The organism is Geodermatophilus sp. SYSU D00697, from assembly GCF_054050175.1.
Map to the genome: position 1 here is coordinate 29035 of NZ_JBJGYV010000007.1, position 24733 is coordinate 53767.

The 24733-nt window shown below is 75.9% G+C and carries 23 protein-coding genes and 1 riboswitch; of the genes, 7 read left to right on the forward strand and 16 right to left on the reverse strand.

The window, feature by feature from the left end:
• Window positions 1-17: 17 nt before the first annotated feature.
• Both ACI79C_RS08395 and ACI79C_RS08400 read right to left on the reverse strand, forming a co-directional pair.
• Window positions 18-950, reverse strand: a complete 933-nt coding sequence (locus ACI79C_RS08395) for an alpha/beta fold hydrolase (RefSeq protein WP_456945177.1) — start codon at window positions 948-950, stop codon at window positions 18-20.
• A 64-nt stretch (window positions 951-1014) separates the two neighbouring features.
• The gene (locus tag ACI79C_RS08400) at window positions 1015-1722 is read right to left on the reverse strand and encodes a dienelactone hydrolase family protein (protein WP_456945178.1); all 708 of its coding nucleotides are present in this window, start codon (window positions 1720-1722) and stop codon (window positions 1015-1017) included.
• Window positions 1723-2014: 292 nt separating this feature from the next.
• On the opposite strand from ACI79C_RS08400, the gene ACI79C_RS08405 reads away from it, so the two are divergent.
• Complete coding sequence (locus ACI79C_RS08405) at window positions 2015-3433, forward strand: selenium-binding family protein (protein WP_456945179.1); 1419 nt, start codon at window positions 2015-2017, stop codon at window positions 3431-3433.
• A gap of 562 nt (window positions 3434-3995) precedes the next feature.
• Here ACI79C_RS08405 and ACI79C_RS08410 read toward each other — a convergent pair.
• The 4 genes from ACI79C_RS08410 to ACI79C_RS08425 all read right to left on the reverse strand — a co-directional run bounded on the left by ACI79C_RS08410 (window position 3996) and on the right by ACI79C_RS08425 (window position 6838).
• Window positions 3996-5024: an ATP-dependent 6-phosphofructokinase gene (locus tag ACI79C_RS08410; RefSeq protein ID WP_456945180.1), complete on the reverse strand. Its 1029-nt coding sequence runs from the start codon at window positions 5022-5024 to the stop codon at window positions 3996-3998.
• Between the two features lie 296 nt (window positions 5025-5320).
• A complete protein-coding gene (locus ACI79C_RS08415; protein ID WP_456945181.1) occupies window positions 5321-5572 on the reverse strand; it encodes a hypothetical protein in 252 nt (83 codons plus the stop codon).
• Between the two features lie 342 nt (window positions 5573-5914).
• The gene (locus tag ACI79C_RS08420; protein WP_456945182.1) at window positions 5915-6439 is read right to left on the reverse strand and encodes a gamma carbonic anhydrase family protein; all 525 of its coding nucleotides are present in this window, start codon (window positions 6437-6439) and stop codon (window positions 5915-5917) included.
• Window positions 6440-6493: 54 nt separating this feature from the next.
• A complete protein-coding gene (locus tag ACI79C_RS08425; protein WP_456945183.1) occupies window positions 6494-6838 on the reverse strand; it encodes an STAS domain-containing protein in 345 nt (114 codons plus the stop codon).
• Window positions 6839-6926: 88 nt separating this feature from the next.
• On the opposite strand from ACI79C_RS08425, the gene ACI79C_RS08430 reads away from it, so the two are divergent.
• Window positions 6927-8150, forward strand: a complete 1224-nt coding sequence (locus tag ACI79C_RS08430) for an MFS transporter (protein ID WP_456945184.1) — start codon at window positions 6927-6929, stop codon at window positions 8148-8150.
• On the opposite strand, the gene ACI79C_RS08435 is transcribed toward ACI79C_RS08430, so the two are convergent.
• The gene (locus tag ACI79C_RS08435) at window positions 8126-8641 is read right to left on the reverse strand and encodes an Lrp/AsnC family transcriptional regulator (protein WP_456945185.1); all 516 of its coding nucleotides are present in this window, start codon (window positions 8639-8641) and stop codon (window positions 8126-8128) included. The genes ACI79C_RS08430 and ACI79C_RS08435 overlap by 25 nt on opposite strands.
• 184 nt (window positions 8642-8825) lie before the next feature.
• Between ACI79C_RS08435 and hppD the strand changes: the two genes are divergently transcribed.
• Window positions 8826-10031 (forward strand): 4-hydroxyphenylpyruvate dioxygenase, encoded by a 1206-nt coding sequence (gene hppD / locus ACI79C_RS08440; RefSeq protein WP_456945186.1) that lies wholly within the window; start codon window positions 8826-8828, stop codon window positions 10029-10031.
• A 108-nt stretch (window positions 10032-10139) separates the two neighbouring features.
• Here the strand turns inward: hppD and ACI79C_RS08445 are convergent, their stop codons facing one another.
• From ACI79C_RS08445 to ACI79C_RS08460, 4 genes are all read right to left on the reverse strand, one after another.
• Complete coding sequence (locus ACI79C_RS08445; protein ID WP_456945187.1) at window positions 10140-11786, reverse strand: thiamine pyrophosphate-binding protein; 1647 nt, start codon at window positions 11784-11786, stop codon at window positions 10140-10142.
• Complete coding sequence (locus ACI79C_RS08450; protein WP_456945188.1) at window positions 11783-12559, reverse strand: cyclase family protein; 777 nt, start codon at window positions 12557-12559, stop codon at window positions 11783-11785. The genes ACI79C_RS08445 and ACI79C_RS08450 overlap by 4 nt, the downstream gene beginning before the upstream one ends.
• 58 nt (window positions 12560-12617) lie before the next feature.
• Window positions 12618-14306 carry a PP2C family protein-serine/threonine phosphatase gene (locus tag ACI79C_RS08455; protein WP_456945189.1) on the reverse strand — a complete coding sequence of 563 codons (1689 nt, stop codon included), beginning with the start codon at window positions 14304-14306 and terminating at the stop codon, window positions 12618-12620.
• Window positions 14307-14393: 87 nt separating this feature from the next.
• The gene (locus ACI79C_RS08460) at window positions 14394-14699 is read right to left on the reverse strand and encodes a DUF1905 domain-containing protein (RefSeq protein WP_456945190.1); all 306 of its coding nucleotides are present in this window, start codon (window positions 14697-14699) and stop codon (window positions 14394-14396) included.
• 117 nt (window positions 14700-14816) lie between these two features.
• On the opposite strand from ACI79C_RS08460, the gene ACI79C_RS08465 reads away from it, so the two are divergent.
• On the forward strand, window positions 14817-16469 hold the full coding sequence (locus tag ACI79C_RS08465) for a Na+/H+ antiporter (RefSeq protein ID WP_456945191.1): 1653 nt from the start codon (window positions 14817-14819) through the stop codon (window positions 16467-16469).
• 32 nt (window positions 16470-16501) lie between these two features.
• Here ACI79C_RS08465 and ACI79C_RS08470 read toward each other — a convergent pair whose 3' ends face one another.
• The 5 genes from ACI79C_RS08470 to ACI79C_RS08490 all read right to left on the reverse strand — a co-directional run bounded on the left by ACI79C_RS08470 (window position 16502) and on the right by ACI79C_RS08490 (window position 21747).
• On the reverse strand, window positions 16502-17356 hold the full coding sequence (locus ACI79C_RS08470; RefSeq protein WP_456945192.1) for an SDR family oxidoreductase: 855 nt from the start codon (window positions 17354-17356) through the stop codon (window positions 16502-16504).
• Between the two features lie 93 nt (window positions 17357-17449).
• Complete coding sequence (chrA, locus tag ACI79C_RS08475; RefSeq protein ID WP_456945193.1) at window positions 17450-18835, reverse strand: chromate efflux transporter; 1386 nt, start codon at window positions 18833-18835, stop codon at window positions 17450-17452.
• Between the two features lie 16 nt (window positions 18836-18851).
• On the reverse strand, window positions 18852-19283 hold the full coding sequence (locus ACI79C_RS08480; RefSeq protein ID WP_456945194.1) for a chromate resistance protein ChrB domain-containing protein: 432 nt from the start codon (window positions 19281-19283) through the stop codon (window positions 18852-18854).
• The gene (locus ACI79C_RS08485) at window positions 19280-19756 is read right to left on the reverse strand and encodes a Chromate resistance protein ChrB (protein WP_456945195.1); all 477 of its coding nucleotides are present in this window, start codon (window positions 19754-19756) and stop codon (window positions 19280-19282) included. Before ACI79C_RS08485 ends, ACI79C_RS08480 begins: the two co-directional genes overlap by 4 nt.
• Before the next feature lie 56 nt (window positions 19757-19812).
• A complete protein-coding gene (locus tag ACI79C_RS08490) occupies window positions 19813-21747 on the reverse strand; it encodes an FAD/NAD(P)-binding protein (RefSeq protein WP_456945196.1) in 1935 nt (644 codons plus the stop codon).
• 216 nt (window positions 21748-21963) lie between these two features.
• Window positions 21964-22075: riboswitch (SAM riboswitch) on the forward strand.
• Between the two features lie 311 nt (window positions 22076-22386).
• Between ACI79C_RS08490 and ACI79C_RS08495 the strand changes: the two genes are divergently transcribed.
• Genes ACI79C_RS08495 through ACI79C_RS08505 form a run of 3 tightly spaced genes read left to right on the forward strand, consistent with a single transcriptional unit; the run spans window position 22387 to window position 24688 of the window.
• Window positions 22387-22920 (forward strand): GNAT family N-acetyltransferase, encoded by a 534-nt coding sequence (locus tag ACI79C_RS08495; protein WP_456945197.1) that lies wholly within the window; start codon window positions 22387-22389, stop codon window positions 22918-22920.
• Window positions 22917-23894, forward strand: a complete 978-nt coding sequence (locus ACI79C_RS08500) for an amino acid ABC transporter permease (protein WP_456945198.1) — start codon at window positions 22917-22919, stop codon at window positions 23892-23894. The genes ACI79C_RS08495 and ACI79C_RS08500 overlap by 4 nt, the downstream gene beginning before the upstream one ends.
• Window positions 23891-24688: an amino acid ABC transporter ATP-binding protein gene (locus ACI79C_RS08505; RefSeq protein ID WP_456945199.1), complete on the forward strand. Its 798-nt coding sequence runs from the start codon at window positions 23891-23893 to the stop codon at window positions 24686-24688. Before ACI79C_RS08500 ends, ACI79C_RS08505 begins: the two co-directional genes overlap by 4 nt.
• The last annotated feature ends 45 nt before the right edge of the window (window positions 24689-24733 follow it).

Consider the following 24733-nt stretch of genomic DNA (forward strand, 5'->3'; position numbering starts at 1 on the left):
GCGTCGGCTGCCCCGCGTCAGACCGTGACGGGGACGAGCCGGGCGGGGCCCGCCGGTGGTCGCGTGCCGGCTGCGCGGGCGACCTCGGCCACGCCATGCGCGGCACGGCCCACGGCTGCGCCGTCGGCTCCCCGCGCAGCACGGTCAGGGCGGCGGCGAGCAGCTGCAGCCCGCCCGAGGCCTCGAGGTCGAGGTGGACCGGCAGCGGGATCCTGCGCAGGACGCCACCCGGGTGGTCGGTGAGCAGCGCGTCGGCGACCCCGAACGCCCCGAAGGCCGCCAGGAGCCCGCGCGTCCGGGGCAGCGTGGGACGCCGACGTGGGCGCAGCCGGGCCTCGATCGGGTCGTCCACGGTGCACACCAGTTGCTGCACCATCCGCGCGATGCCGGTCGACAGGTACTCGATCTGGAACAGCGGCTGTAGCGAGGGCACCTCGAAGGCCATGTTGCGCACCACCGGTGGGTCTGCTTCCACGGCCTCCGGTACGCGGGGTCGGGCGTCGGGCCGGACAGGACCAGCCGCTGTACCCGTTCCGGAGCCCGCACGGCCAGCTCCACGGCCACCTGGACGCCGACGGTGTTGCCGAAGGAGACCGCGCGGCCGACGCCGCATGCGTCGAGCCAGGCCAGCAGGTCCTCGGTCTGGCGGCGCACGTCAGGGCCGGCGGGCCACCGGCGGCCGGCCGGACGGGCGACCGGCCGAAGCCGGGGAGGTCCGGGACGAGCACGCGGTGGCCGAGCCGGGCCAGCCGGGCCCCCAGCGGGACCAGGTGGCGGCTGGACAGGCCGAGGCCGTGCAGGAGGACGACCGGCACGCCACCGCCCTCGGCGGTCCCGTCCCACGCCCGTGCGTGTACACGTCCGGCGTCGGGGATGTCGGTCCAGACGCTGCGAGGGGCGGGGAGTGGCACGAGGCTCCTGAGGAGGCGGGGACCGGCTCGGCCGGCCACGCATCCGCCCCTGGCTGGACGCGTCCCGGTCCTGCCACTCCGGGCGCGAGCGACACCCGAGGACTCAGCGGCGAAGGTGGGTGTCGAGGAAGCGGAGGATGCGCGCCCAGGCGTCCTCGGCCGACGGGTGGTGGTAGCTGAAGCCGGCGACCCGCTCCAGGACGGCGAACGGGCCCACGTTGTGCCGGTTGAGGAACGAGTGCCCGGCGTCGGGGTACTCGTGGACGTCGTGCGGGACGCCGTGCCGGGTGAGGATCCCCTCCAAGCGCTCGGCCGCCCCGCGCAGCGCCCGGTCCCGCCGGCCGAAGCTGGCGACCACCGGGCAGGCGCCGGCGAGCACCTCGTCGGCGTCCTTCGGCAGCATCCCGTAGTTGGGCGCGGAGACGTCGAAGCCGCGGGTGGCGGCCAGCAGCGCGAAGCCCCCGCCCATGCAGAAGCCGACGATCCCCACCCGGCCGGTGCAGTCCGGCCGGTCGGCCAGCCACTGGCGGGCGGCCTCGAGGTCACCGAACGCCGCGCCGTCCTGCCGGAGGAGGTCGCCGAACGTGCGCTTGAGACAGCGCAGCCCGCCGGCGGTGAAGAGGTCCGGGGCCACGGCCAGGTACCCCGCAGCGGCCAGCCGGTCGGCGTGCGCCCGGACGTCGTCGGTGAGCCCGAACGCCTCGTGGACGACCACCACACCCGGCCACGGACCCTCCCCCACCGGAGGCACGGCCAGGTGGGCGCGCAGGTGCGGGGCGCTCACCGCGCCGGGGATCGTGCTCTCGGGCACCGGTGTCTCCCTCCGCCGGGAGACGGACGCTACCGACCCGCCCGGGCCCCCGGCAGGTCGGGGAGGAGGACCCCTGAGCACCGCCCGTCGCCGTGGCCGGCCGTCGCGCTGGACGACGTCGTCCTGCACGCCTCCCACCGGCTGCTGACCCGGGCCCGCCACCGGTCCGGATGGTGGAACCGCAGGCTGCGACCACGCACCGCCAGTCGGGGCCGGGGCGCGTGCCAGGGCTTCCCTCGGACGGCCGGCGGCGGGAGAGTCGGTCGTCCCTCGCCGTCGAGGAGGACTCGCGATGAGCTCGGCCACGGGCACCGACCCCACCTTCTACCGCAGCGCCGCCGAGGCGATCGCCGCACCCACCGAACAGCTGGCCTACGTGGTCGCGTTCGACCGGGCCGGGAAGCGGCCCGACGCGCTCACCGTCGTCGACACCGACGCGGACTCCCCCACCTACGGGCAGATCGTCGGCTGGGCGGATCTGCCCACCGTCGGGGACGAGCTGCACCACTTCGGCTGGAACGCCTGCTCCAGCGCCCTGCTGCACGAGGGCCACGACATGGGCTCCGACGGGTTGCAGCGCCGCTACCTGCTCCTCCCCGGCCTGCGCAGCTCGAACATCCACGTGTTCGACACGCAGCCCGACCCGCGCCGGCCCACGCTGCACAAGACGATCGAGGCCCGGGAACTGGCAGAGAAGGCCGGCTACTCCCGGCCGCACACGCTCCACTGCGGGCCGGACGGCGTCTTCCTCACCTGCCTGGGCGGCGCGAACGACGGCGACGGGCCCGGGGGGATCGCCCTCCTGGACCACTCGACCTTCGACGTCCTGCGGGCGTGGGAGACCGACCGAGGGCCGCAGTACCTGGCCTACGACGCCTGGTGGCACCTCAACCAGAACACGCTCGTCTCCAGCGAGTGGGGCACGCCGTCCATGGTGGAGGACGGGCTGGTGCCCGAGCTCCTCCTCGGCGGCAGGTACGGGCACCAGTTGCACTTCTGGGACCTGGCCGAAGGCCGGCACCGGCAGACGGTGGACCTCGGGGCGGAGCACCAGATGGTGCTGGAACTGCGGCCCTCGCACGACCCGGACGCCACCTGGGGCTTCGTCGGCGTGGTGGTATCCACCGCCGACCTGTCCGCGTCGGTGTGGCGGTGGTTCCGCGACGGCGACGAGTGGAGGGCCGAGGAGGTCATCACCATCCCGCCCGAGCCGGCCGACCCCGACGACCTGCCGCCCGCGCTCAAGCCGTTCTCCGCGGTGCCGCCACTGGTCACCGACATCGACCTGTCGGTCGACGACCGGATGCTCTACGTCTCCTGCTGGGGCACCGGGGAGCTCAAGCAGTTCGACGTCTCCGACCCCGCCGCACCCCGGGAGGTCGGCTCGGTCCACCTCGGCGGCGTCGTGCGGCGCACCCCGCACCCCGCTGCGCCGGACGAGCCGCTGGCCGGTGGTCCGCAGATGGTTGAGGTCAGCCGTGACGGCCGGCGCGTGTACGTGACCAACTCCCTCTACGGCGCGTGGGACGACCAGTTCTTCCCGTCCGGCGTCGGCTCGTGGATGGCGAAGATCGACGCCGATCCGCAGGCCGGCGGCATGAGCCTCGACGAGCGCTTCTTCCCGCACGGCGAGGACTGGCGCGGCCTGCGGCCCCACCAGACGCGACTGCAGGGTGGAGACGCCTCCTCGGACTCGTACTGCTACCGCTGAACCCCGCCGCCATGCCCGCGGTCGGCTCCGGCCGCACGCTGATCCCCCGCTCCCGCAGCGCCCGGGCCAGCTCCCGGGCGGCATCGCGGGCGTCGTGCGTGGCGACAAGCGGCGCACCCGGTCGCCCGGCTGCGCCGGCGTGGTCACCGACCGCCCGGCGACCCAGGCGATCAGCTCGGCCTCCACCGCCGCCCGCAGCGCGTCCTCGGCGATCGGCGGGACGTGCTCGAGCAGGCACCACAGGTGCCCGACGTGCAGCAGGCCGGCCTCCAGGGCGGCCAGCGCCCGCGGCAGCCGGTGCACCGGCAGCAGCGAGCGCCAGCTCCGGCGCCGCCCACTCACTCACCGCCCGCAGCGCCTCCGGGCGCGCCGCCCACCGCTGGGCGCTCATCGGGCCACGCTCCCCCGGCGGCCGATCGGCCGAGGCGGGTCGGCGGCGAACTCGGCCACCGCCCGGGCCCGCGCCGCGGTCTGCCGGGCGATCTCCCGATCGGCGGCCTGCACCCGCCCCAGCGGAGCGGCCCGCCCAGCCCACCGACGGCGCCGAGGCGGCGACGCGGCGTCAGCCGGTGAAGGCGCCGATCTCGGCCAGCCGGGACGACGTCACGGTCTTCAGCTTCGCCACGGCGTCGGCCAGCGGCACCAGCTCGATCTCGGTGCCGCGCAGGGCGACCATCTGACCGTGCCGGCCCTCGTGGGCGGCGATCGTGGCGTGCAGGCCGAAGCGGGTGGCCAGCACCCGGTCGAAGGACGTCGGCGTGCCGCCGCGCTGCACGTGGCCGAGCACGGTGGTGCGCACCTCCTTGCCCGTGCGCCGCTCCAGCTCGTCGCCCAGCTGCTGGGCCACCCCGGTGAACCGCCTGTGGCCGTACTCGTCCACGCCGCCGTCCCGGACGAGCATCGTGCCCTCGAGCGGCTGGGCACCCTCGGCCACGACCCCGATGACGTGGGTGTCGCCGCGCGCGAAGCGGTCCTCGACGATCTTGGCCACCTCGGCGACGTCGAAGGGCTCCTCGGGCACCAGCGTGACGTGCGCCCCCGAGGCCAGGCCCGCGTGCAGCGCGATCCAGCCGGCGTGCCGGCCCATGACCTCGACCAGCAGCACCCGCTGGTGGGACTCGGCCGTCGTGTGCAGCCGGTCGATGAGGTCGGTGGCGATGCTGACCGCGGTGTCGAACCCGAAGGTCAGGTCGGTGCAGTCGATGTCGTTGTCGATCGTCTTCGGGATGCCGACGACCGGGACCCCGGCCTGCGAGAGCAGGTGGGCAGCGGTGAGCGTCCCCTCGCCACCGATGGGGATGAGCACGTCGACCCCGTGGGCGGCCAGCACGGCCGTCATCTGCGGCAGGCCGGCGTGCAGCTTCTCGGGCGCGACCCGGGCCGAGCCGAGGGTCGTGCCGCCGCGGGTCAGCAGCCCGTCGACGGCGGCGACGTCCAGCGGCGTCGTCCGGTCCTCGAGCAGGCCGCGCCAGCCGTCGCGGAAACCGACCACCTCGCTGCCGTAGTGGGCCGTCGCCGTGCGGACGACGGAGCGGATGACGGCGTTGAGGCCGGGACAGTCGCCCCCGCCGGTCAGGATCCCGATGCGCACCGGCTGGCTCCTCGTGGTCGTGGGCCGGGTCGTGGTCGACCATACGTCATGACGACATGACGATGAGTCGACACGCGGTGTCAGGACCCCGTCACCGGTCTGCTGCTCCCGTCGGCCCGGACGACCAGACACCGTGGGCGCGGGCCAGCCGGTCCTGGCCGCCGACCGGGAGGCGTCCCAGGCCCAGCCGCAGGAGGACCGTCGCCCTGGCGCGGACGGCGACGTCGGTCCGCGCGCGGCCCTACGGGCGTGCGGGCGTGCGGGCGTGGCCGGCGCGTCCGTCGCCGGGACGACGGTCACGCCGGGTCGCCGGTGGTGCCGGTCCCGTCGTCGGACGTCGCGCCGTCCTGGCCCCCGCCGAAGCCGGGCGGGACGCCATGGCCGCTGCCCGGCGGGAACCCGCTGTCGGGGCCGGATGAGTCGCCGTCCTGCCCCGGGACCCCGCGCTGGGTTGCCGCGCTGTCCGCGCCGCCTTCCGCGGTCGCGGCGCCGACGGCGAAGCCGCCCAGCCCGGCCGCCAGCACGAGGCCGGCGGCGGCCGCGGCCACCAGGACCCCGCGACGACGGCCGGTCCGGCGGGGGCGCCGCGGCGGGTACCGGGGACGGGGGCATCCCGGAGGAGGGCGCCTGTGCCTGCGGCAGCTCGGCCGTCGACCCGGCCGGCGGCTGCGGGACCTCGGCGGTCGGCGCCCCGGCAGGCGTCCCGGTCGGGGTCGGCGCTGCGGACTGCGCGGGAGGCGGGGTCGGCGCGAGCTCCCAGCGGGATCCGCTGTGGGCGTGGTCGGGGTGGGTCACGGTCTCCTCCGGTGTCGCGGGATGCGACCACCGTGACCGGCCCGGCTGTTCCGAGGCCGTGCGGTCCCTGTGCGTTGGCCGGACGCGCCGGCCGGTCAGCGCACCTCGGTGACGCCGGCGGCGTGCCGCCGGGCCAGCTCGCGGTAGATCTCCGGGTTGCCGTCGACCCAGCGGGCGGCGCCGCCGGCGAGCGGCCCCCGCACACGGGCCGGCACGCCGAGGGCGACCACCTCGTCGGGCACCTCCGCACCGGGCGGCACCAGGCTGTGCGCGCCGACCAGCGCCCGGCGGCCGATCCGCGCGCCGTCCTGCACCGTCGCGCCGTTGCCGACCAGCGCCTCGGCCCCGATGACGGCGCCGTGGACGACGCACATGTGGCCGATCGTGGCGCCGGGGCCGACCTCGGTCTCGGGGTCGGCACCTCCGTGCAGCACCGAGTTGTCCTGCACGTTGGCCCCGGTCCGGATCACGATGCGGCCGAAGTCGGCGCGCAGCACCACGCCGTACCAGACCGAGGCCCCGGCCTCGACCACGACGTCGCCGACCAGCGTCGCGGTCGGCGCCACCCACGCGTCCGGGTGCACCTGCGGGCTGCGGCCTTCGAAGGAGAACAGCGGCACGCGGGGCAGCCTAGGCACGCCGCCCCGGGGCACTCCCGGCGGCCGACCGGTGCGTCAGCGTCCGCCGGGCTCCTCGAGCACGAACATCGGCGTCAGCCCGGTGAGCTCCAGCACCTGCCGGAACCGCCGCGAGGCGCAGCGGACCACCGCGGGCCGCCCGGCCCCGTCCGCGGAGCGGGCCCAGCGGACCAGCAGCGCGAGCCCCGAGGAGTCGATGTAGCCCAGCCCGTCGACGTGCACCGCCACGAGCTCCCCGACGTCCAGCCCGTCGGCCTGCATGCGCGAGACCAGCGGCGCGTCGACGTCACCACGCAGGTGCAGGACCGGGCCACCGGTCTCGTGCACCACCTCGAACGAACCGCTCGGCGGCTCGTGCCCGTCCCCCGCGAGGACACCCACGCGCCCACTGTGACCGGTGCGGATCGCCGCGACAACCCGGGGGAACGCCGTCGTTCCGGAAGAAGTCGACCTGCGAGGATCGGCGTTCGTGCGTCTGTGGTCCCGCCCCCGTTCCGCAGAGGCGCTCCCCCGCGAGGTCGGGGTGCTGTCGGTGGTGGCCTTCGTGGTCGCGCTCGGCTTCGGGATCGTCGCCCCGGCGATCCCGCTGTTCGCGCGGTCCTTCGGCGTCGGGACGACCGCGGTCGGGCTGGCGGTCAGCGCGTTCGCGTTCTTCCGGTTCGTCTCCGCGTTCGGCGGCGGGTCGCTGGTGGAGCGGCTGGGCGAGCGCACCGTGCTCGCCCTCGGGCTGACCACGGTCGCCGTGACCACCGGGCTGGCCGGGCTGGCGCACTCCTTCCCGGTCTTCCTCGGGCTGCGGGCGGCCGGCGGCATCGGCAGCGCGATGTTCACCGTGGCCGCGCTGTCCCTGCTGCTGCGCGCCTCCCCGCCGGCGCACCGGGGCCGCGCCGCCGCGACCTACCAGGGCGGGTTCATCCTCGGCGGCATCGCCGGGCCGGCGCTCGGTGGCCTGCTCGCCGAGGTCTCCCCGCGCCTGCCGTTCCTGCTGTACGCCGGGTTCCTGCTGGTCGCCGGTGGGGTCGCCGTGCTGTTCCTCCGCTCCGGACCGCCGCCCGCGCCGGCCCCGACCCCGGGGGTCCCGGAACTGGCGACCCGGGCGCTGCCGCTGCGCGCGGCGTTCCGGTCACGGGTCTACGTGGCGGCCCTGCTGGCCAACCTCGGCGTGGGCTGGGTGCTGTTCGGCGTACGCAACTCGCTGGTCCCGCTCTACGTCACCGAGGAGCTCGGCCGCACGGTCGCCTGGGCCGGTGCCGGCCTGCTCGCCGGCTCGCTCGCCCAGGCCCTCGGACTGCTGCGCTCCGGCCGGCTGGCCGACACGTGGGGACGGCGACCGTCGTTGCTCCTCGGGACGTCGCTGGCCACCGCGTCCACGGCGGTGCTGGTGCTGCCGCCGGCGACCGGCGCCTTCCTGCTGTCGATGGCGGCCTTCGGGCTGGCGGCCTCGCTGCTGGCCAGCGTCCCAGCGGCGCTGGTCGGTGACGTCAGCCCGGCACGGGGTGGCCGCGTGGTCGCGGTGTTCCAGATGTCGGCCGACCTGGGCGGGATCGTGGGGCCCCTGGCCGCCGGGTGGCTCACCGACGCCGTCTCCTACCAGGCCGCCTTCGCCGTCACCACCGCCGTCCTGGGCCTGGGCTTGCTCGGGGCGCTGGCCCTCCCGCGGACGGCGGGTCAGGGCGCGGCGGTCCCCCGGTAGCCGGGGGCACGGCCGGCCGGGCGCGGCGTCCCCGCCGACAGCAGCGGCAGCACCCGCCGCGGCACCAGCTCCGACAGGGCGACGACGCTGGTCGAGCGCACCACCGACGGGGAGCGCCCCAGCCGCACGAGGGTCTCCTGCAGCGCGCCGTGCGACTCGGCGGCGACCCGGCACAGCACGTCGCCCGAGCCGGTGGTGGCGTGCGCCTCCAGGACCCCGGGGATCGCCCGCAGGTCGGCGGCGACCTCCTCCAGCGCGCCCTGGGCGATCTCCAGCGTCACGAACGCCTGGACGCCATAGCCGGCGGCGGCCGGGTCGACGTCCGGGCCGTAGCCGGTGACCACCCCGGACTCCTCCAGCCGGCGCAGCCGCGCCTGCACCGTCGCCCGCGCCACCCCCAGCCGCCGCGACAGCTCGAGCACCCCGGCGCGGGGCTGCTCGGTGAGGGCGGCGAGCACCGCCAGGTCGAGGGCGTCCAACTGCTGCCCCATGGCCACCTCCCCTGTGACGCCGTTCACGTGAACAGACCGGACAGCAGGAGCGGGCTCCTGACCGCGGAGCTGGACGGATCGGCCAGTCCGGTCGAGACATCTTGCCCACTCCTGCAGCGAGGAGGTGAGCTGGATGCACCATCGAGGGACCGGGACGACCGGTCGGAGCACCCGGGAGCGCGCCATGAGCCTCGAGCACACGCTGACCGACGAGGAGAAGCTCGCCAGCCTGACCCTGGAGGAGCTGCGCCAGCTGGTCGGGCTGGTCGAGCACGACCCGGCGGCGGACCCCTTCCCGGTCAGCGGCTGGGACGCCCTGGTGTGGGTCGTCGGCAACGCCACCCAGACCGCGCACTTCTTCCAGTCCGCCTTCGGCATGGACCTGGTCGCCTACTCCGGGCCGGAGACCGGCAACCGCGACTCCCGCAGCTACGTGCTCACCTCGGGCGCCGCGCGGTTCGTCGTCCAGGGGGCCTACGACCCGGCCAGCCCGCTGGCCGACCACCACCGACGGCACGGCGACGGCATCGTCGACATCGCCCTCGCCGTCCCCGACGTCGACCGGTGCACCGCGCACGCCGCCGCCCAGGGCGCCACCGTGCTGGAGCAGCCGCACGACGTGACCGACGAGCACGGGACGGTCCGGCTGGCCGCGATCGCCACCTACGGCGAGACCCGGCACACCCTGGTCGACCGGTCCCGGTACTCCGGCCCGTACCTCCCCGGGTACGCCGCCCGGACGTCGTCGTACGTCAAGCGGCCAGGCACCCCGCGGCGGCTGTTCCAGGCCATCGACCACGTCGTGGGCAACGTGGAGCTCGGCGCCATGGACCACTGGGTGGACTTCTACAACCGGGTCATGGGCTTCACCAACATGGCCGAGTTCGTCGGCGAGGACATCGCCACCGACTACTCGGCGCTGATGAGCAAGGTCGTCGCCAACGGCAACCACCGGGTCAAGTTCCCGCTCAACGAGCCCGCGGTCGGCAAGAAGCGCTCGCAGATCGACGAGTACCTGGAGTACTACGGCGGTCCCGGTGCACAGCACGTGGCCCTGGCCACCAACGACATCCTGGGCACCGTCGACGCCATGGTCGCCGAGGGCGTGGAGTTCCTCTCCACCCCCGACTCCTACTACGAGGACCCCGGGCTGCGTGCCCGCATCGGCGAGGTGCGCGTGCCGGTCGAGGAGCTGCAGTCGCGCGGGATCCTGGTCGACCGCGACGAGGACGGCTACCTGCTGCAGATCTTCACGCGGCCGACCGGCGACCGGCCCACCGTCTTCTTCGAGCTGATCGAGCGGCACGGCTCGCTCGGGTTCGGCAAGGGCAACTTCAAGGCGCTGTTCGAGGCGATCGAGCGCGAGCAGGCCCGCCGCGGGAACTTCTGAGCCGCGCCCCACTCCCGCTGGAGGCCGTCAGCGGCCGCGCCCCCTGGACCCTCCCGGCCTCGATGGCGCTCCTCGGTCGGTGGCGCTCCCTGTGATGCTCGCGAGGCCTCAGTGGCCGCGGAACGCCTCCTCGAGCCACCACGACGGCTCGTCGGCCACCACCTTGGCGTCGAGGAACAGCGGCGCGGTCCGGGGACCGGCCACCCAGGCGGCCACCGCGGCGAGGTCCTCGACGCCGCGCACCGTGACCGCCTGGAAGCCGTGGCCCCGGGCGATCGCGGCCAGGTCCGCGTCGGGGAAGCGCACCGTGTCCAGCGGGTGCCCGTCCGGACCGAAGTGGTGCACCTCGGCGCCGTAGGCCGCGTCGTCGTAGACCACGACCACCATGGGCAGCCCGAGCCGGACGACGGTCTCGAGCTCGGCGGCCCCCATCAGCGCGCCGCCGTCGCCCAGCGCCGCCACCGGCAGCCGGTCGGGGCGGGCCAGCGCCGCGCCGATCGCCGTCGCCAGCCCGAGACCGACGGACTGGAACGCCTGGGTGAAGCAGAAGCCGAACTCGTCGGGGACGTCGAGGAACATGCTCGGGTAGCCCATGAAGTTGCCCGAGTCGACGGCGACCACCCGCTGCGCCGGCAGCAGGTCGTCCAGCGCGATGGTCAGGGTCCGCGGGTCGATCCGGCCCGGGCGCTCCGCCGGCGCGAACGGGACGTCACGCCAGCGCACCCGCTCGGCGATCGCCGTCCGCACCTCGGGGGTGCGGTAGCCGGTCGCCGTCCGCTCGCCGAGCCCGGCGGCGGCCGCCTCCGCCGTCGCCCGCACGTCGCCGGCCACACCGAAGGTGAGGTCCCGGTGGACGCCGAGCGCCGCCGGGTCGTCGTCGACCTGGGCGACGACCGCGCCCTCGGCGACCAGCCGGCCGTGTCGCATCGTCCACATGTTCAGCGCGCAGCCCCAACCGACGACCAGGTCGGCGTCCGCGATGAGCTCGGCGGCCAGCGGCGAGGCGAAGCCGCCCGAGACGTCCAGCGACCAGGGGCTGCCGGCGAACAGGCCCTTGGCGACGGCGGAGGTGGCCAGCAGCGCGCCGCTGCGTTCGGCCAGGGCCTCCAGCGCCGCCCGGCACCCGGGGCCACGCGCGCCGCGGCCGGCCACGAACACCGGCCGCCGGGCGTGCTCGATCGCGTGCCCCAGGCGCTCGACGTGCTCGGGGGTGACCCCCGGTCGCGGCGCGGGCGGCAGCGGCGGCGGCCCGGGCGGCACCGGCAGGACGTCGACCTGCACGTCCAGCGGCAGGTTGAGCAGCACCGTCCGCCGCCCGTGCACCGCGGTGGCGACCGCCGCGGCCACCTGGTCGAGCGCGTCGCCGGCGGAGGTGACCCGCATGGGCACCGCGCCGACCGCGGTGGCGAGCGCGACCTGGTCGACGGCGAAGTTCGACTGCGGCGAGGACGCCTCGGCGGCGAGCACCACCAGCGGTGTCCGGCTCTTGGCCGCCTCGGTGATCCCGGTCAGCGCGTTGGTGAGCCCGCAGCCCTGGTGCACGCTGAGCGCTGCCGGCCGGCCGGTCATCCGCGCGTGCGCGTCGGCCATCGTCGCGGCGCCGCCCTCGTGCCGGGCGGCGACGAACCGTGCGCCGGCGGCGACCATGGCGTTGGTGACGGCGAAGTTGCCCGACCCGACGACGCCGAAGACGGCCTCCACCCCGCAGCCGACCAGCGCGGTCCCGACCGCCTCGGCGACCGTGGTGCGGATCATCCCCGTTCCACCAGGGCCACCACGCGGGCGGGCGAGCCCGAGCCGGAGACGATCGGCAGCGGCGCCGCCACGAGCACCGCGCCGGTGGGTGGCAGCGCGGCCAGGTTCTGCAGCTGGGTCAGGCCGTACTTGCCGCTGCCCATGAGCGCGGCGTGGCACGGGAAGGGCGGGTCGAAGGAGTGCGCGGCGCCCGCGTCGGTGCCCACGGTCTCCACCCCCACGCCGACCACCGGCGCCTCCTCGGCCAGCCACCGGGCGCAGGCCGGGGAGATGCCGGGCGTGTGCGCGCCGGTGTCGTCGGCGTTGAGGAACTCCTCCTGGGAGGCGCTGCGGGCGTCCCAGCCGGTGCGGTAGAGCAGCCAGCCGCCCTCGGGCAGCGGACCGTGCTCGGCCTCCCACGCGCGGACGTGGTCCACCTCCAGCAGGAAGTCCGGGTCCGCGGCCGCCTCGGCGGAGAAGTCCAGCACCGCGGCCGGGCCGATCAGCCGACGCACCGGCACCGACGCGACGTCCTCGCCGCCCTGCCCGGTCACCCAGTGGTTGGGCGCGTCGAAGTGCGTCCCGGTGTGCTCGCCGGTGCGGAAGTTGTTCCAGTACCAGGCGGGGCCGCGGTCGTCGTACCGGGAGAGCTCCTCCAGCTCGAAGCGCGCCGTCTGGGCGAACGCGGGCGGCAGGGCGATCACCGGCGTCTCCGCCGAGAGCGGGGCGGTGAGGTCGACGACCTCGATGCTCCCGGCGGCCAGGGCGGCGGCGAACCCGGACAGGATCGGCATGGCGGTCCCTTCTGCTCCACGGGGCGGGCGGTGGGGCCGAGCATGCCGCACTCGCAGGTCAGGAGGCCGCCGCGGGTCCGCCGTCCCCCTGGGGCTCGCAGCGGACGGCCACGATCGCGACGTCGTCGTCGGGCCGGGAGCCGACGATCCGGGTGAGCAGCGCGTCGCACAGCTCGTCGACGGGCGCCGCCCCCACCTCCTCGACCACCCGCACCAGCCGGTCGGTGCCGTCGTCGATCGAGCTGCGGCCCTGCTCGACCAGCCCGTCGGAGTAGAAGAGCAGCGTGTCGCCCGGGTCCACCCGGGCCACCCAGTCGGTCCGGGGGCGCGTCGACTCCGCCCCCAGCAGCGTCTCGGGGCGGGAGTGCAGGACCCGGACGGACCCGTCGGCGCAGAGCAGCAGCGGCGGCAGGTGCCCCGCCGAGGACCAGCGCAGCGTGCGCCGCCCCTCGCGCACCTGGTCGGGGGTCTGCTCGATGCGGGCGATCAGCGCGGTCGCCAGCGCGCCGAGGTGCAGGCCGGTGAGGACCGAGTCCACGCGGGTGAGGATGCGCGCCGGCTCCTCCTGCCGGTCGTAGGCGATGCCACGGAGGATGCTGCGCAGCTGGCCCATCGCGGCCGCGGCGTCGACGTTGTGGCCGACGACGTCCCCGATGACCAGCAGCGTGGCGCCGTCCGGCTGCTGGAAGGCGTCGTACCAGTCGCCGCCGACGTGCATCGTGCTCGACGCCGGCACGTAGCGGACGGCGATCTGCAGGTCGTCGGGCTGCGGCGGTGGGGTGAGCATGCTGCGCTGCAGGGTCTCGGCGACCTTCAGCTGCCGGCCGTAGAGCCGCGCGTTGTCGATGGCCAGCGACGCGCGGCGGGCCACCTCGACCGCGGTGGCGATCTCCATCTCCCCGTGCGGTGGCCGGCCGGAGCCGTTGACCAGGCCGAGCGCGCCGAACGTCTCCGCCCGGGCGCGCAGCGGCACGATCGTGAGCGACCGGGCGTCGAGGCGCTGCCACGCCCTCCGGACCTCGTCGGTGGGCAGCGTGGGGGCGACGAGGTCCGGGTCGATGCTGGTCACCTGGATCGGCTCACCGGTGAGCAGCGCGACGGCCATCGGGTCGTCCTCGCGGGCCGCACCCTGCACCCGCCCCTGCATGTACAGGGCGAGGTCCGCCGCGCGCCGGGGGTCGGCGTGCGCCCACGCCTCCGAGGGTCGGCCCTCGTCGGTGAGGACGGTGACGGCGGCCCAGTCGCACAGCCGGGGCACGACGAGGTCGACGAGCTTCGCGACCGACTCCCCGGCGTCGAGGGTGCTGATCATCGACTCGCTGACCTCGGCGAGGAAGCGCAGCCGGTCGTCCTCGGCCGCCTCCGCCGAGCGGTCGTCGTCCTCGCCGACCGTGTCCCCCTCCGGCAGCGGGCCGGCGCTCTCCCGCAGGGAGACGTGCAGGTGCTCGTCGACGCGGACGGCGGTGGCGTCGAGCCAGCGGTGCGCGGGCGGGTAGAAGCCCCGCCACGTCACCCGCTCCCCCACGCTGCGCGCGTGCAGCAGGAAGCTGTGGAAGATCGTGCCGGCCAGCTCGGGCAGGGCGATCCAGATGTTGCGCTCGACCAGTTCCTCGCGACGGCGCCCCAGCAGGTCGGCGGTGGCCTGGTCGACCGAGACGAGGGTCCAGTCGGCGTCGAACACCGCGGACGCGCGCAGACGGCCGCTCCCGCCCACGGCGCGCGGGGAGGACCCGACCGCATCGCTCACGACGTCCCCATCACCTCGGCCGGCAGCCCCCTGCGTGACGCAGGCACAGTACGCCCGCCGTGGGGGCCGCGGCCGGGACCCGGGAGGTCAGCCGAGGCGCTCCTCCAGCCGGACGGTGACCGCGTCGCCGACCTCCTTGCCGATCGCCGCCCGGACCTCGGCGGTCACCGGCAGCTTGTGGGTGCCGTCGCCGAGCGCCATGAAGGAGCTGCGGAAGGGGTGGCCGTCCACGGTGCCGCGGACCTTGACCAGGCCACGGGTGCCGAAGAACTCCGCCGACCCCGGCATCTGCACGTAGGTCCACCCGCCCTGCGAGGGGCTGCGCACCAGCGCCGCGGTGAACTCCACGTCCAGCGGGACGGGCCCGCTCTGCGTCTCTGACGTCCTGCTCATGGTCGCCGTCCTCTCGGGTCGTCCCACCGGCTTGGACGGGCGAGCGCAGCCGAACTCATCGCCGCGGCCTGCCGACCTGCGCGGGCCGCCCGGCCCGCACACGGGGAGGATGCGGAGGTGCACGTGGAGACCGTGGTGTTGCTGGTCCTGGCCGCGGTCGCGGTCATCGTGGCGATCCGCTGGCTCGCCGACCGGACGGGGTTGCCGGCGGCGGCGCTGCTGACCCTCACCGGCATCGCCTACGCCTACCTACCGGGCCCCAACCTCGTGCTGGACCCCGAGGTGGTGCTCACCCTGGTGCTGCCCCCGCTGCTCTACAGCGCGGCGCTGGACTCCTCGCTGACGGCGATCCGCCGCAACCTGCGCACCGTGGTGAGCCTGTCGGTGCTGCTCGTGCTCGTGACCGCGGTGACCATCGGCGTCGGCTTCGCGCTGTTCGTCGCGGGCGCCACGCTGGCCGCGGGCCTGGCGCTGGGCGCGGCCGTCGCGCCGCCGGACCCGGTCGCCGCGCTGGCGGTCGGCCGCAGGGTGGGGCTGCCGCCGCGGCTGATCACCCTCATCCAGGGCGAGGGGCTGCTCAACGACGCGACGGCGCTGACGCTGCTCGCCGTCGCCGTCGCCGCCGCGCAGGGCGACGGCTTCTCCACGCCGGCGGCGGTCGGGCAGTTCGTGGTCTCCGCGGCGGGGGGAGTCGCGGCCGGGATGGCGGTCGCCTACGGCGTCCGCCCGCTCCGGCGGATCCGCCGGGACCCGCTGTCCTCCAACGCCGTGTCGCTGGCCACGCCCTTCGTCGCCTACCTCCTGGCCGAGAGCGTGCACGTGTCCGGCGTCCTGGCCGTCGTGGTGGCCGGCCTGGTCATCGGCCACAACAACCCCAGCTGGGCCTCGGGCGCCAGCCGACTGCAGACCGAGGCGGTGTGGCGCCTGGTGGACTTCCTCCTCGAGGGCGTGGTCTTCCTCCTCATCGGCCAGCAGCTGCCCGCCGTCATCGGGGGCCTCGGGGAGTACGACGTCGGCACGATCGTCACCGCCTCGCTGATCACCGTCGGCGTGGTGCTGCTGCTCCGCCCGCTGTTCCTGTGGCTGACCGAGCACCTGCCGCAGTCGCTGCACACCCGGCTGGGCGGCGAGGACGTCGCCGGGACGGACGACGACCCGACGACCACCCGGCAGCGGCTGTCCGGCCGGGAGATCATCGTCCTCAGCTGGGCCGGGACCCGCGGCGTCATCAGCCTGGCGGCGATCTTCACCCTGCCGCTGACCACCGACACCGGCGCGCCGTTCCCCGACCGGGACCTGCTGCTGTTCTGCGCCTTCCTCGCCGTCCTGGTCACGCTCGTGGGCCAGGGGCTGACCTTCGCCCCGCTGGTGCGGGCGCTGGGCCTGCGCGCCGACGCGGCCGACCAGGCCCGGCTGCGCAACGAGGCCCGGGCGGCGTCGGTGGAGGCGGGGCTGCGGCGGCTCCAGGAGCTGGACGCCGAGCAGCACGACGACGTGGACGAGGAGGCCATCGAGACCATCCGCACCCAGCTGCAGGCGCGGCTGGACCGCTACCGGCGGCGGCTGGACGTGCTGCAGGGCGCCGAGGGCGGCGAGGTTCCGATGTCGCCGGAGTACGAGGCGGCACTGCGGGTGCGCCGCGCCGTCCTCACCGCGCAGCGGGAGGAGCTGGTGCACTGGCGGGACGTGGGGCGGCTCCCCGACGAGGGCCTGCGCCGGCTCGAGCGGGAGCTCGACCACGAGGAGGGGCGCCTGCCGGCCCGCCGCTGAGGGCGGGCCGGCGACCCCGCGGCGGTCGCTCCTCAGGCGAACGGGCGCAGGCCCTCCAGCAGCGGGGTGGTGGGCCGCCCGGCCAGCCGGGAGAGGTCCCCGGTGGTCCGCGCCAGTGCGCCGGCCCGGATGCCGCCGTCGAGCGCGACGACGAAGCCCGCCGTCCCCGCGTCGAGACCGGCGGCCTCCAGCGCGGCCTGGTGCTCCTCGGGCGTGAGCCGCTGGTAGGTGACCTCGCGGCCGAGCAGCTCGCCGTAGGCGGCGGCCAGGTCGTCGAAGCCCCACGCGGTGTCACCGGAGAGCTCGTGGACCGCGTTCTCGGCGCCCTCGGCGGTCAGCACGGCGGCGGTCGCCGCGGCGTAGTCGGCGCGCGTGGCGCTGGCGACCCGGCCGTCGCCGGCGCTGCCGGTGACCACGCCGGTGCCCTTGGCCTGCGTGAGCCCCGAGGCGTGGTTCTCGGTGTACCAGCCGTTGCGGAGCAGCGTGAACGGCAGCCCGCTGTCCCGGATCATCCGCTCGGTGGCCTGGTGGTCGGGCGCGAGCGACAGCGGGCTGTCGTCGGCGCCGAGGATGCTCGTGTAGGCGATGCGGGCGATCCCGGCGCGCACCGCGGCGTCCACGACGGCCCGGTGCTGCGCGACGCGGACGCCCGGGACGCTGCCGGAGACCAGCAGCAGCACGTCCCCCGCGGAGAGGACCGCGTCGAGCGTGGCGGGGTCGTCGTAGTCGATCCGCGCGGTCCGCACGCCGCGGTCGGCCAGGTCGGCGAGCCGCTCGACCGCGCGGCCGCCGGCGACGACGTCCCCGGGAGCGACCCCGCGGGTGAGCAGCTCCTCGACCACGAGGCGGCCCAGGGAGCCGGTGGCTCCGGTGACGACGACGGACATGCGCGGACCTCCTGCGGGTGGGACGGCGCGGCGCGGCGCGCCGTGCGACGTCCCGAACCCGGGGGGCGCCCCCGCGATTCCCGCCGCTCCCGGTCAGGTGACCGGCAGCCCCGCCAGCCCGGCCCCCAGGCCCAGGACGGCGCAGACGCCCAGCGTGCGCAGCACCGACCACCTCAGCCGGAACAGCAGCACGGCGGCGACCAGGGCGATGGCCAGTGGCACCGGCCGCAACGTGCCGACGTCGGGCAGCTCGAGGTGCAGCGGACCGCGGTCGACGTCGACCGTCTGCGCGAACAGCGTGTGGACCGCGAAGAAGACGCCGAGGTTGGCGATGACCCCGACGACCGCCGCGGTGATGCCGGTGAGCGCCGCCGACAGGGACCGGTTGCCCCGCAGCCGCTCCATGTACGGGGCGCCGAGCAGGACGAACAGGAAGCTCGGCACGAAGGTCACCCAGGTGACCAGCAGCGAGGCGAGGACGGCGGCGACCCACGGGTCGAGGGACCCCGGGTCGCGGTGGGCGCCGAGGAACGCCACGAACTGCACCACCATGATCAGCGGTCCGGGCGTGGTCTCGGCCAGCGCCAGCCCGCGGACCATCTCCCGCGGCCCGAGCCAGCCGTGGACCTCCACCGCCTGCTGGGCCACGTAGGCCAGCACCGCGTACGCGCCGCCGAAGGTAACCACCGCCGCGCCGGAGAAGAACACGCCCTGCTGGGTGAACACGCTGCCCGCCCCGGTCAGCAGGGCCGCGACGGCCACCGGCACGCCCCACACCAGGAGCCCGACGAGCAGGAGGCGCAGCGTGCGCCGGCCCGACGGCGCCTCGGTGTGCAGGACGTCGTCGGAGACGACCGGCGGCGGTCCGGCGTCCGGACCCTCGCCGGCCGCCTTCTGCGGGAGGGCGGACGGCCGCCAGCGGCCCAGCGCCCAGCCGGCCACCCCGGCCAGCGCCACGACCAGCGGGAACGGGACGGCGAACAGCGCCAGGGCGAGGAACGCCGCCACCGCGATGCCGACCAGCGCCCGGCTGTCCGCCGCCCGCTTCGCCACGCGGACGACCGCCTGCGCGACGATGGCGAGCACCGCCGGCGCGAGGCCGGCGAACACGGCCAGCACCGCCGTCGTCGTCCCGAAGGCCACGTAGACCGCGGAGAGGACGAGCAGCGCGACGACGCCGGGCAGCACGAACAGCCCGCCGGCCACCAGCCCGCCGCGGGTGCCGTGCAGCAGCCACCCGACGTAGGTGGCCAGCTGCTGCGCCTCCGGGCCGGGCAGCAGCATGCAGTAGTTCATGGCGTGCAGGAAGCGGCGCTGGCCGATCCAGCGCTGCTCGTCGACCAGCGTCCGCTGCATGACCGCGATCTGGCCGGCCGGGCCGCCGAAGGTCTGCAGCGAGATGAGGAACCAGGTCCGCACCGCCGTCCGGAACGGGACGACGGTCTGCTCCTGGGGCCGGGCGGGGCCGTCGGATCCCATGGGCGTCCTCGGGAGGTCAGGCCGGCTCGCGGCCGAGCAGCAGGCGGCGGCGGTGGTACTCGTAGAGCCCGTCGAACAGCGGACCGGAGACGGCGAGGGTCCGCTCGTCGGTGCCGGTCATCGACAGGCCGCGCAGCAGGACGTCGAGCCCCGGCGCCTCCGGTGCGTCGAACCGCCCGTCGTCGAGGTCGGCCTCGTGGACGGCCTCGGCGATGCGCCAGAGCACCGGGTCGGTGAGGTCGTGGCGGCGGAGGATGGTCTCGAAGGAGCAGTCCCCGCCGCTGTGGCCGAGCGCGACCCCGCGCATGTCGAACGGCGTGGCGTCGGCCGGCACCTCGGCGGGATCGGCGACGAAGACGAACTCGGCGGCCGGGTCCAGGAAGCGCCGGATCAGCCAGGCGCAGGCCGCGCGGTCGATGTGCACCCCGGCACGCGTCGCCCACCTCACGGCGCGACCTCCACCGCGTCGGCCGCGGCGAGCTCGCGGAGCGCGGCGGCGGCCCGCTCGCGCTCGGGCGGCGGGAAGAAGTCGCGGCGCCCGATCGCGCGGAACTCCGTGCGCAGCCGGCGCAGCGCCCGGGCGCGGTCGGTCGCCGCCCCGGTCGCGGCGGCCCGGCACTCCGCGGCCAGCGCCCGGTACTCCTCGGCCCGCGCCTCGGCCATGCGGGTGGCCAGCTCCCGCTCCTGCGCGACCGACGTCGGCCGGGCCACCCACAGCCCCGCCGTGCCGTCCGCCACCAGCACGTCCTCGGCCAGCCACTCCAGCTGCTCGCGGGTGCGCGCGTCGGCCGGCAGCGCGACCAGCCCGTCGGCGAGCTGGGCCACGCCGAGCCGGCGCAGCCGCCGCCACAGCGTCGTCCGCGGGCCGGAGGGCTCGCGCGGCAACCGGTAGGACAGCAGCACCCACTCGCCGGGCGTCATGCGGTGATGCAACCATGGTTGCAGCGCCGCGTCCAGGGGTCAGCCGTGGGCGGCGGTCACGCGGCCCCGGCGGTGGTCGTGGCCAGGGCGGGCGCGGCGTCGGCGGTCAGCCCGCGCCACAGGTCGCGGGCCAGGGCGTCGTTCTGGCGGAAGAAGGGCGCGTTGGTCCGCGGCCGGGCGAAGGCGGCGACCTGCGCGCCGGCGGTCCAGAAGCCGACGGCGGACACCCGCTCGCTCGGGGTGCCGTCCGCGGTGACCAGCCGGCCGCTCGGGTCGACGTCCAGCCGGCCCGTGCGCCGGACGCCGCCCGGCCCGGCGGGGTCGGCCAGCACCCGCTCGCGCCCCTCGCCGCGGCGCAGCAGGCCGGCGACGACCGGGTCCGGGGTCGCGGACACGTCCGGTGAGGGCAGCCGGGCCTCCACGAGCGCCCGCGCCTCGACGACCCCGGGGACGCTCGACGAGTGCGCCCGGAAGACGCCGGCGTCCTCGTCGAGCACCACGACGGTGTCCGCGCCCAGGAAGCGCACCACCCCTGCCTCGGACAGCGCGAGCAACTCCTCCAGCCGCGGGCCGGGCGGGCCGCTGGCGAGGTAGCTGAACAGGTTCATCCACCAGCCGGAGACGTCCTCGGCCTCCGACCGGGGCGTCAGCCGTCGCGCGGCCACCAGCCCGGCGATCGTGCCGTGGCACTGCAGCAGCGCGGTGAAGACGGCCGCGTCGGTGCTGTGCGCCGGGTCGGCGGCCCGGGCCAGGTCCGCGCGCACGTGCCGGCGCACCGCCTCCTGCAGGGTCGCGCGGTCGGGGAAGGACCGCCCGGCGAGGGGGCGGTCGCGCGCCGCGAGGTCGAACCGGTCGACCGGGTCGGGGACCGCGCGGGCCACGAGCGCGCGGTCCGCGCGGGGCCCGGCCGCCCCGGCCCAGGCCTCGGCGAACTCGTCCCACGGCACCGCGGTCCGCTCCGGGTGGGCGCGGAACAGCTCGGTGTAGTGCGCCCAGCCGAGCTCGCGCTCGATCAGCGGGGCGAGGTCGGTGCGCAGGTCCAGCGGCCGGTCCGGCCCGAAGGCGGCGTCGACCGCCGCCGGCGTGAAGAAGCGCAGCGGCACCGGCGGCCCCGCCCACGGGTAGGCAAGCTTCGACCGGTACGGGACGCCGCGGCGGGATCCGACGTGCAGCACCGGCTCCCGTCCCGAGGCCAGATAGCGCAGCCGGCCGTCGTCCCCGCGCCGGAACCGCCCGCCGCGGCCGCTGGTCAGCAGCACGGCCAGGTCGACGAAGGCGAGCCCGGCCCCGCGGACGAGCACGTCCTCCCCCGGCGCGAGGGCGGAGAGGTCGAGGTCGGCGGTGTAGCCGGTGGGCAGGTAGGTCAGGCCGGACCGGGCCGCCGCCGCGACCGCCCGCCGCTCGGCGGGCGTCGGCCGCGCCTCGAGGTGCCCCTGCGCGAGGACGACGGCGTCGGCGGCGAGCACCCCGCCGTCGGCCAGCCGCACCCGGGCGCCGTCGGGCCCCTCGGCCACGTCGACGACCCGCGTGGCGTGCAGGTGGACGTCGAGCCACGGCGCCGCCCCGGCGACCACGCGCTCGAGCACCCAGCCCAGGTAGGCGTTGACCAGCGGGCGGGACGGGAAGGACGCCGGCCCCAGTCGGCGGGCCTCCTGCCCGACCGGGTCGTCGGCGGGCCGGTCCTGCGCGACGTCGCGCACCCAGTCCCACAGCGTCGTCCCCTCGCCCACCGGGCCGTCGACGAGCACCGACGGGTCGGGCAGCACGGTGACGTCGCCGACCAGGGAGTTGGCCCACAGCAGCTCCGGCTGGGCGGCCCGCCACACCCGGCCGCCGCCCGGCGGGAACGGGTCGACGAGGTGGACCTGCAGGCGGGGGCCGGCCGACAGCTCGGGTGCGGAGGCGACGAGTCGCTCGAGCACGCCGACGGCGGTCGGGCCGGCGCCGACGATGCACAGCGTGGGCAGGCGGGCGGGGTCGGGCAGGGACATGCGGGAGGGCTCCTGTGCCGGGGACGGACGGGGGGCGGTCAGTCCGCCGGACACAGGGCGCTGCAGGTGCGGAGCAGGTCGACGTGCCGTCGCTGCGCCAGTTCCGGCCGGGTCACGTCGCCTCCTCCCTCCGCACGTCCGTCACGCGCCGCTGCAATGTCTACCAAATCGATCGGGATTGACGGGTAGTCGGCTCGCCGCCTATGGTCCCGGCCAGGTCCTGAGTGCCAGCACCAAGCCCCGGCTCGCTGGCCGGCAACCCTCCGCTGCGACGGGGTGCCCCGGGTGACGACCTGGCGGACGCACCCCGCGTCCGCAAGTCCGCAGCCCTCCCGGGCTCTGACCGAGGAGCACCAGCAGTGAGTTGCCGGAGCGCGCCGAGCGTGCGGGACCGTTCGACCGTCCTGGTCGGCCGGCCCACGATCGACCTCCTGCGCACCGACAGCGCCCTCTGTCGCTGAGGCATTCCCTCCCCTGACCGGCTCCGGCCGGTCCCCGCGGCACCGCCCGCTCCTGCCCACCGCCCCCGCGCGGTGCCGGCGGCGTGCCCGCGCGCCCCCACCCGCTCGTCCCCTGGAGCACCCGCATGTCCCGCACCCCCCTGCCCGGCCTCGTCCACCCTCCCTCGCGGGTGGTCCGGTGACCGCCGCGCCCGGGCTGGCCGTGGTCAGCGTCCACCCCGACGACCCGCTCGCCGCGCCGCTGTTCGCCGAGCTGCTGTACGAGTACGACAGCCGCTACGGCGACCTGTACGGCGGTGCCGCGGCGGAACTCACCCGTCACCCGGCCGCGGAGTTCCTCCCGCCGGACGGCGAGCTGGTCCTGCTGCTGGAGGACGGCGCCCCGGTCGCCGGCGGTGCCTACCGGCGGCACGCCGACCCCGGTACCGCCGAGGTCAAGCGGATGTGGACCGCCGCCGCGCACCGCCGCCGGGGGCTGGCCCGCCGGGTGCTCGCCGAGCTCGAGACCCGGGCCGCCGCCCGCGGCTACACCCGCATGTACCTGACGACCGGCCCCCGCCAGCCGGAGGCCAGGGCCCTCTACCTGGCCGCCGGCTGGGCGCCGCTGTTCGACCCCGCCGTCGCCCGCCCCACCGACCTGGCGACCCTGCGCACCCTGCCCCCCGGGCAGCTCGCGTACGCCTTCGAGAAGCCCCTGGGAGACCCCGCATGACCACGCTCGTGCCGCGGCCCACCGAGGAGACCGCCGCTCCCCCGCCGACCGGGACGCCCTACGACCAGCTCCGGGTGGTGCCCGCCCGCCACCCCGGCCGCTGGGTGGCCACCGCCGTCGTCGCCGTCCTGCTCGCGATGGTGGCCAACTCGCTGGTCACCAACCCGCGGTGGGAGTGGGACGTCGTCGCCGCCTACCTCACCGAGGAGTCGATCGTCCGGGGAGTCTGGACGACGATCCAGCTGACGCTGATCACCGCCGTGCTCGGTTTCGCCCTCGGCACGGTCCTGGCGCTCATGCGGCTGTCCCGATCCCCGCTGCTGCAGGCGGTGAGCTGGGGCTACACCTGGGTGTTCCGCTCGGTGCCGCTGATCCTGCAGCTGCTGCTCTGGTACAACCTCGCCTACCTCTACCAGCACCTGGACTTCGGCATCCCGTTCGGCCCGTCGTTCGGCAGCGTCGAGACGCTGTCACTGATCGACAAGTTCGGCGCCGCCATCCTGGGGCTCGGCCTCCACCAGGCGGCGTACTCCGCCGAGATCGTCCGGGCCGGCATCCTCTCGGTGGACCAGGGCCAGCTGGAGGCGGCCGCATCGCTGGGCATCCCGCGGCGCCGGCAGACCACCCGCATCGTGCTGCCGCAGGCGATGCGCTCGATCGTGCCGACGGCGGTCAACGAGGTGATCGGCCTGTTCAAGGGCACCTCGATCGTATACGTGCTGGCCCTCGGCGAGCTGTTCTACACGGTGAGCGTCATCTACGGCCGCACGCAGCGGGTGCTGCCGATGCTCATCGTGGCGGCGGTCTGGTACGTCGTCCTGACCACGGTGGTCACGGTGATCCAGTACCACGTCGAGCGGTACTACGCCCGCGGCGCCGTCCGCACCCTCCCGCCGACGCCGCTGCAGCGGCTGCGCGCCAACCTGACCGCGGGCCTGGCCCGGGTCCGTCCCGGCTCCGAGGTGACCCGGTGACCGCCGCCCCCCTGACCACCCGTCCCGGTCGCGTCGAGGTGCACGGCGTGCACAAGTCCTTCGGCGCGGTCGAGGTGCTGCACGGGGTCGACCTGGTCGTCGAGCCGGGCACCGTGACCGTCGTCCTCGGGCCGTCGGGCTCGGGCAAGTCGACGCTGCTGCGCAGCATCAACCACCTGGAGAAGGTCGACCGCGGCTTCGTGGCGCTCGACGGCGAGCTCGTCGGCTACCGCCGCCGCGCACACCGGGACGGCGACCGGCTGCACGAGCTGAAGGAGAAGGACCTGCTGCGCCAGCGCACCCGGTTCGGCTTCGTGTTCCAGGACTTCAACCTCTTCCCGCACCTGACCGCGCTGGAGAACGTGGTGGAGGCGCCGGTGTCGGCGCAGGGCCGCCGGCGCCGGGAGGTCGAGACGGAGGCGCGCGAGCTGCTCGCCCGCGTGGGCCTGGCCGACCGGGCCGGCGCCTACCCCCGGCAGCTGTCCGGCGGGCAGCAGCAGCGGGTGGCCATCGCCCGCGCGCTGGCCATGCGGCCGGCCGTGCTGCTGTTCGACGAGCCCACCTCGGCGCTGGACCCCGAGCTGGTCGGCGAGGTGCTCGGCGTCATCGAGGACCTCGCCCGCGACGGCACCACGATGGTCGTCGTCACCCACGAGATCGCCTTCGCCCGCGAGGCCGCCGACCAGGTGGTCTTCATGGACGACGGCCGCATCGTCGAGGCCGGCCCGCCCGAGCAGGTGCTCGACGACCCGCAGCACGAACGCACCCGCGCCTTCCTCGCCAAGGTCCTCTGAAGAAGGACCCCGCTGCCCCCACGCCTCGCGAGCTCGGCGCGGGCC

What these genes read in the sequence shown, in the direction of transcription:
- ACI79C_RS08405 (WP_456945179.1), top strand. Translation starts at nt 2,015, where the DNA reads ATGAGCTCGGCCACGGGCACCGACCCCACCTTCTACCGCAGCGCCGCC.
- ACI79C_RS08435 (WP_456945185.1), bottom strand. Translation starts at nt 8,641, where the DNA reads ATGGGGCAGCAGTTGGACGCCCTCGACCTGGCGGTGCTCGCCGCCCTC.
- hppD (WP_456945186.1), top strand. Translation starts at nt 8,826, where the DNA reads ATGAGCCTCGAGCACACGCTGACCGACGAGGAGAAGCTCGCCAGCCTG.
- ACI79C_RS08445 (WP_456945187.1), bottom strand. Translation starts at nt 11,786, where the DNA reads ATGATCCGCACCACGGTCGCCGAGGCGGTCGGGACCGCGCTGGTCGGC.
- ACI79C_RS08450 (WP_456945188.1), bottom strand. Translation starts at nt 12,559, where the DNA reads ATGCCGATCCTGTCCGGGTTCGCCGCCGCCCTGGCCGCCGGGAGCATC.
- ACI79C_RS08460 (WP_456945190.1), bottom strand. Translation starts at nt 14,699, where the DNA reads ATGAGCAGGACGTCAGAGACGCAGAGCGGGCCCGTCCCGCTGGACGTG.
- ACI79C_RS08470 (WP_456945192.1), bottom strand. Translation starts at nt 17,356, where the DNA reads ATGTCCGTCGTCGTCACCGGAGCCACCGGCTCCCTGGGCCGCCTCGTG.
- chrA (WP_456945193.1), bottom strand. Translation starts at nt 18,835, where the DNA reads ATGGGATCCGACGGCCCCGCCCGGCCCCAGGAGCAGACCGTCGTCCCG.
- ACI79C_RS08485 (WP_456945195.1), bottom strand. Translation starts at nt 19,756, where the DNA reads ATGACGCCCGGCGAGTGGGTGCTGCTGTCCTACCGGTTGCCGCGCGAG.
- ACI79C_RS08490 (WP_456945196.1), bottom strand. Translation starts at nt 21,747, where the DNA reads ATGTCCCTGCCCGACCCCGCCCGCCTGCCCACGCTGTGCATCGTCGGC.
- ACI79C_RS08500 (WP_456945198.1), top strand. Translation starts at nt 22,917, where the DNA reads ATGACCACGCTCGTGCCGCGGCCCACCGAGGAGACCGCCGCTCCCCCG.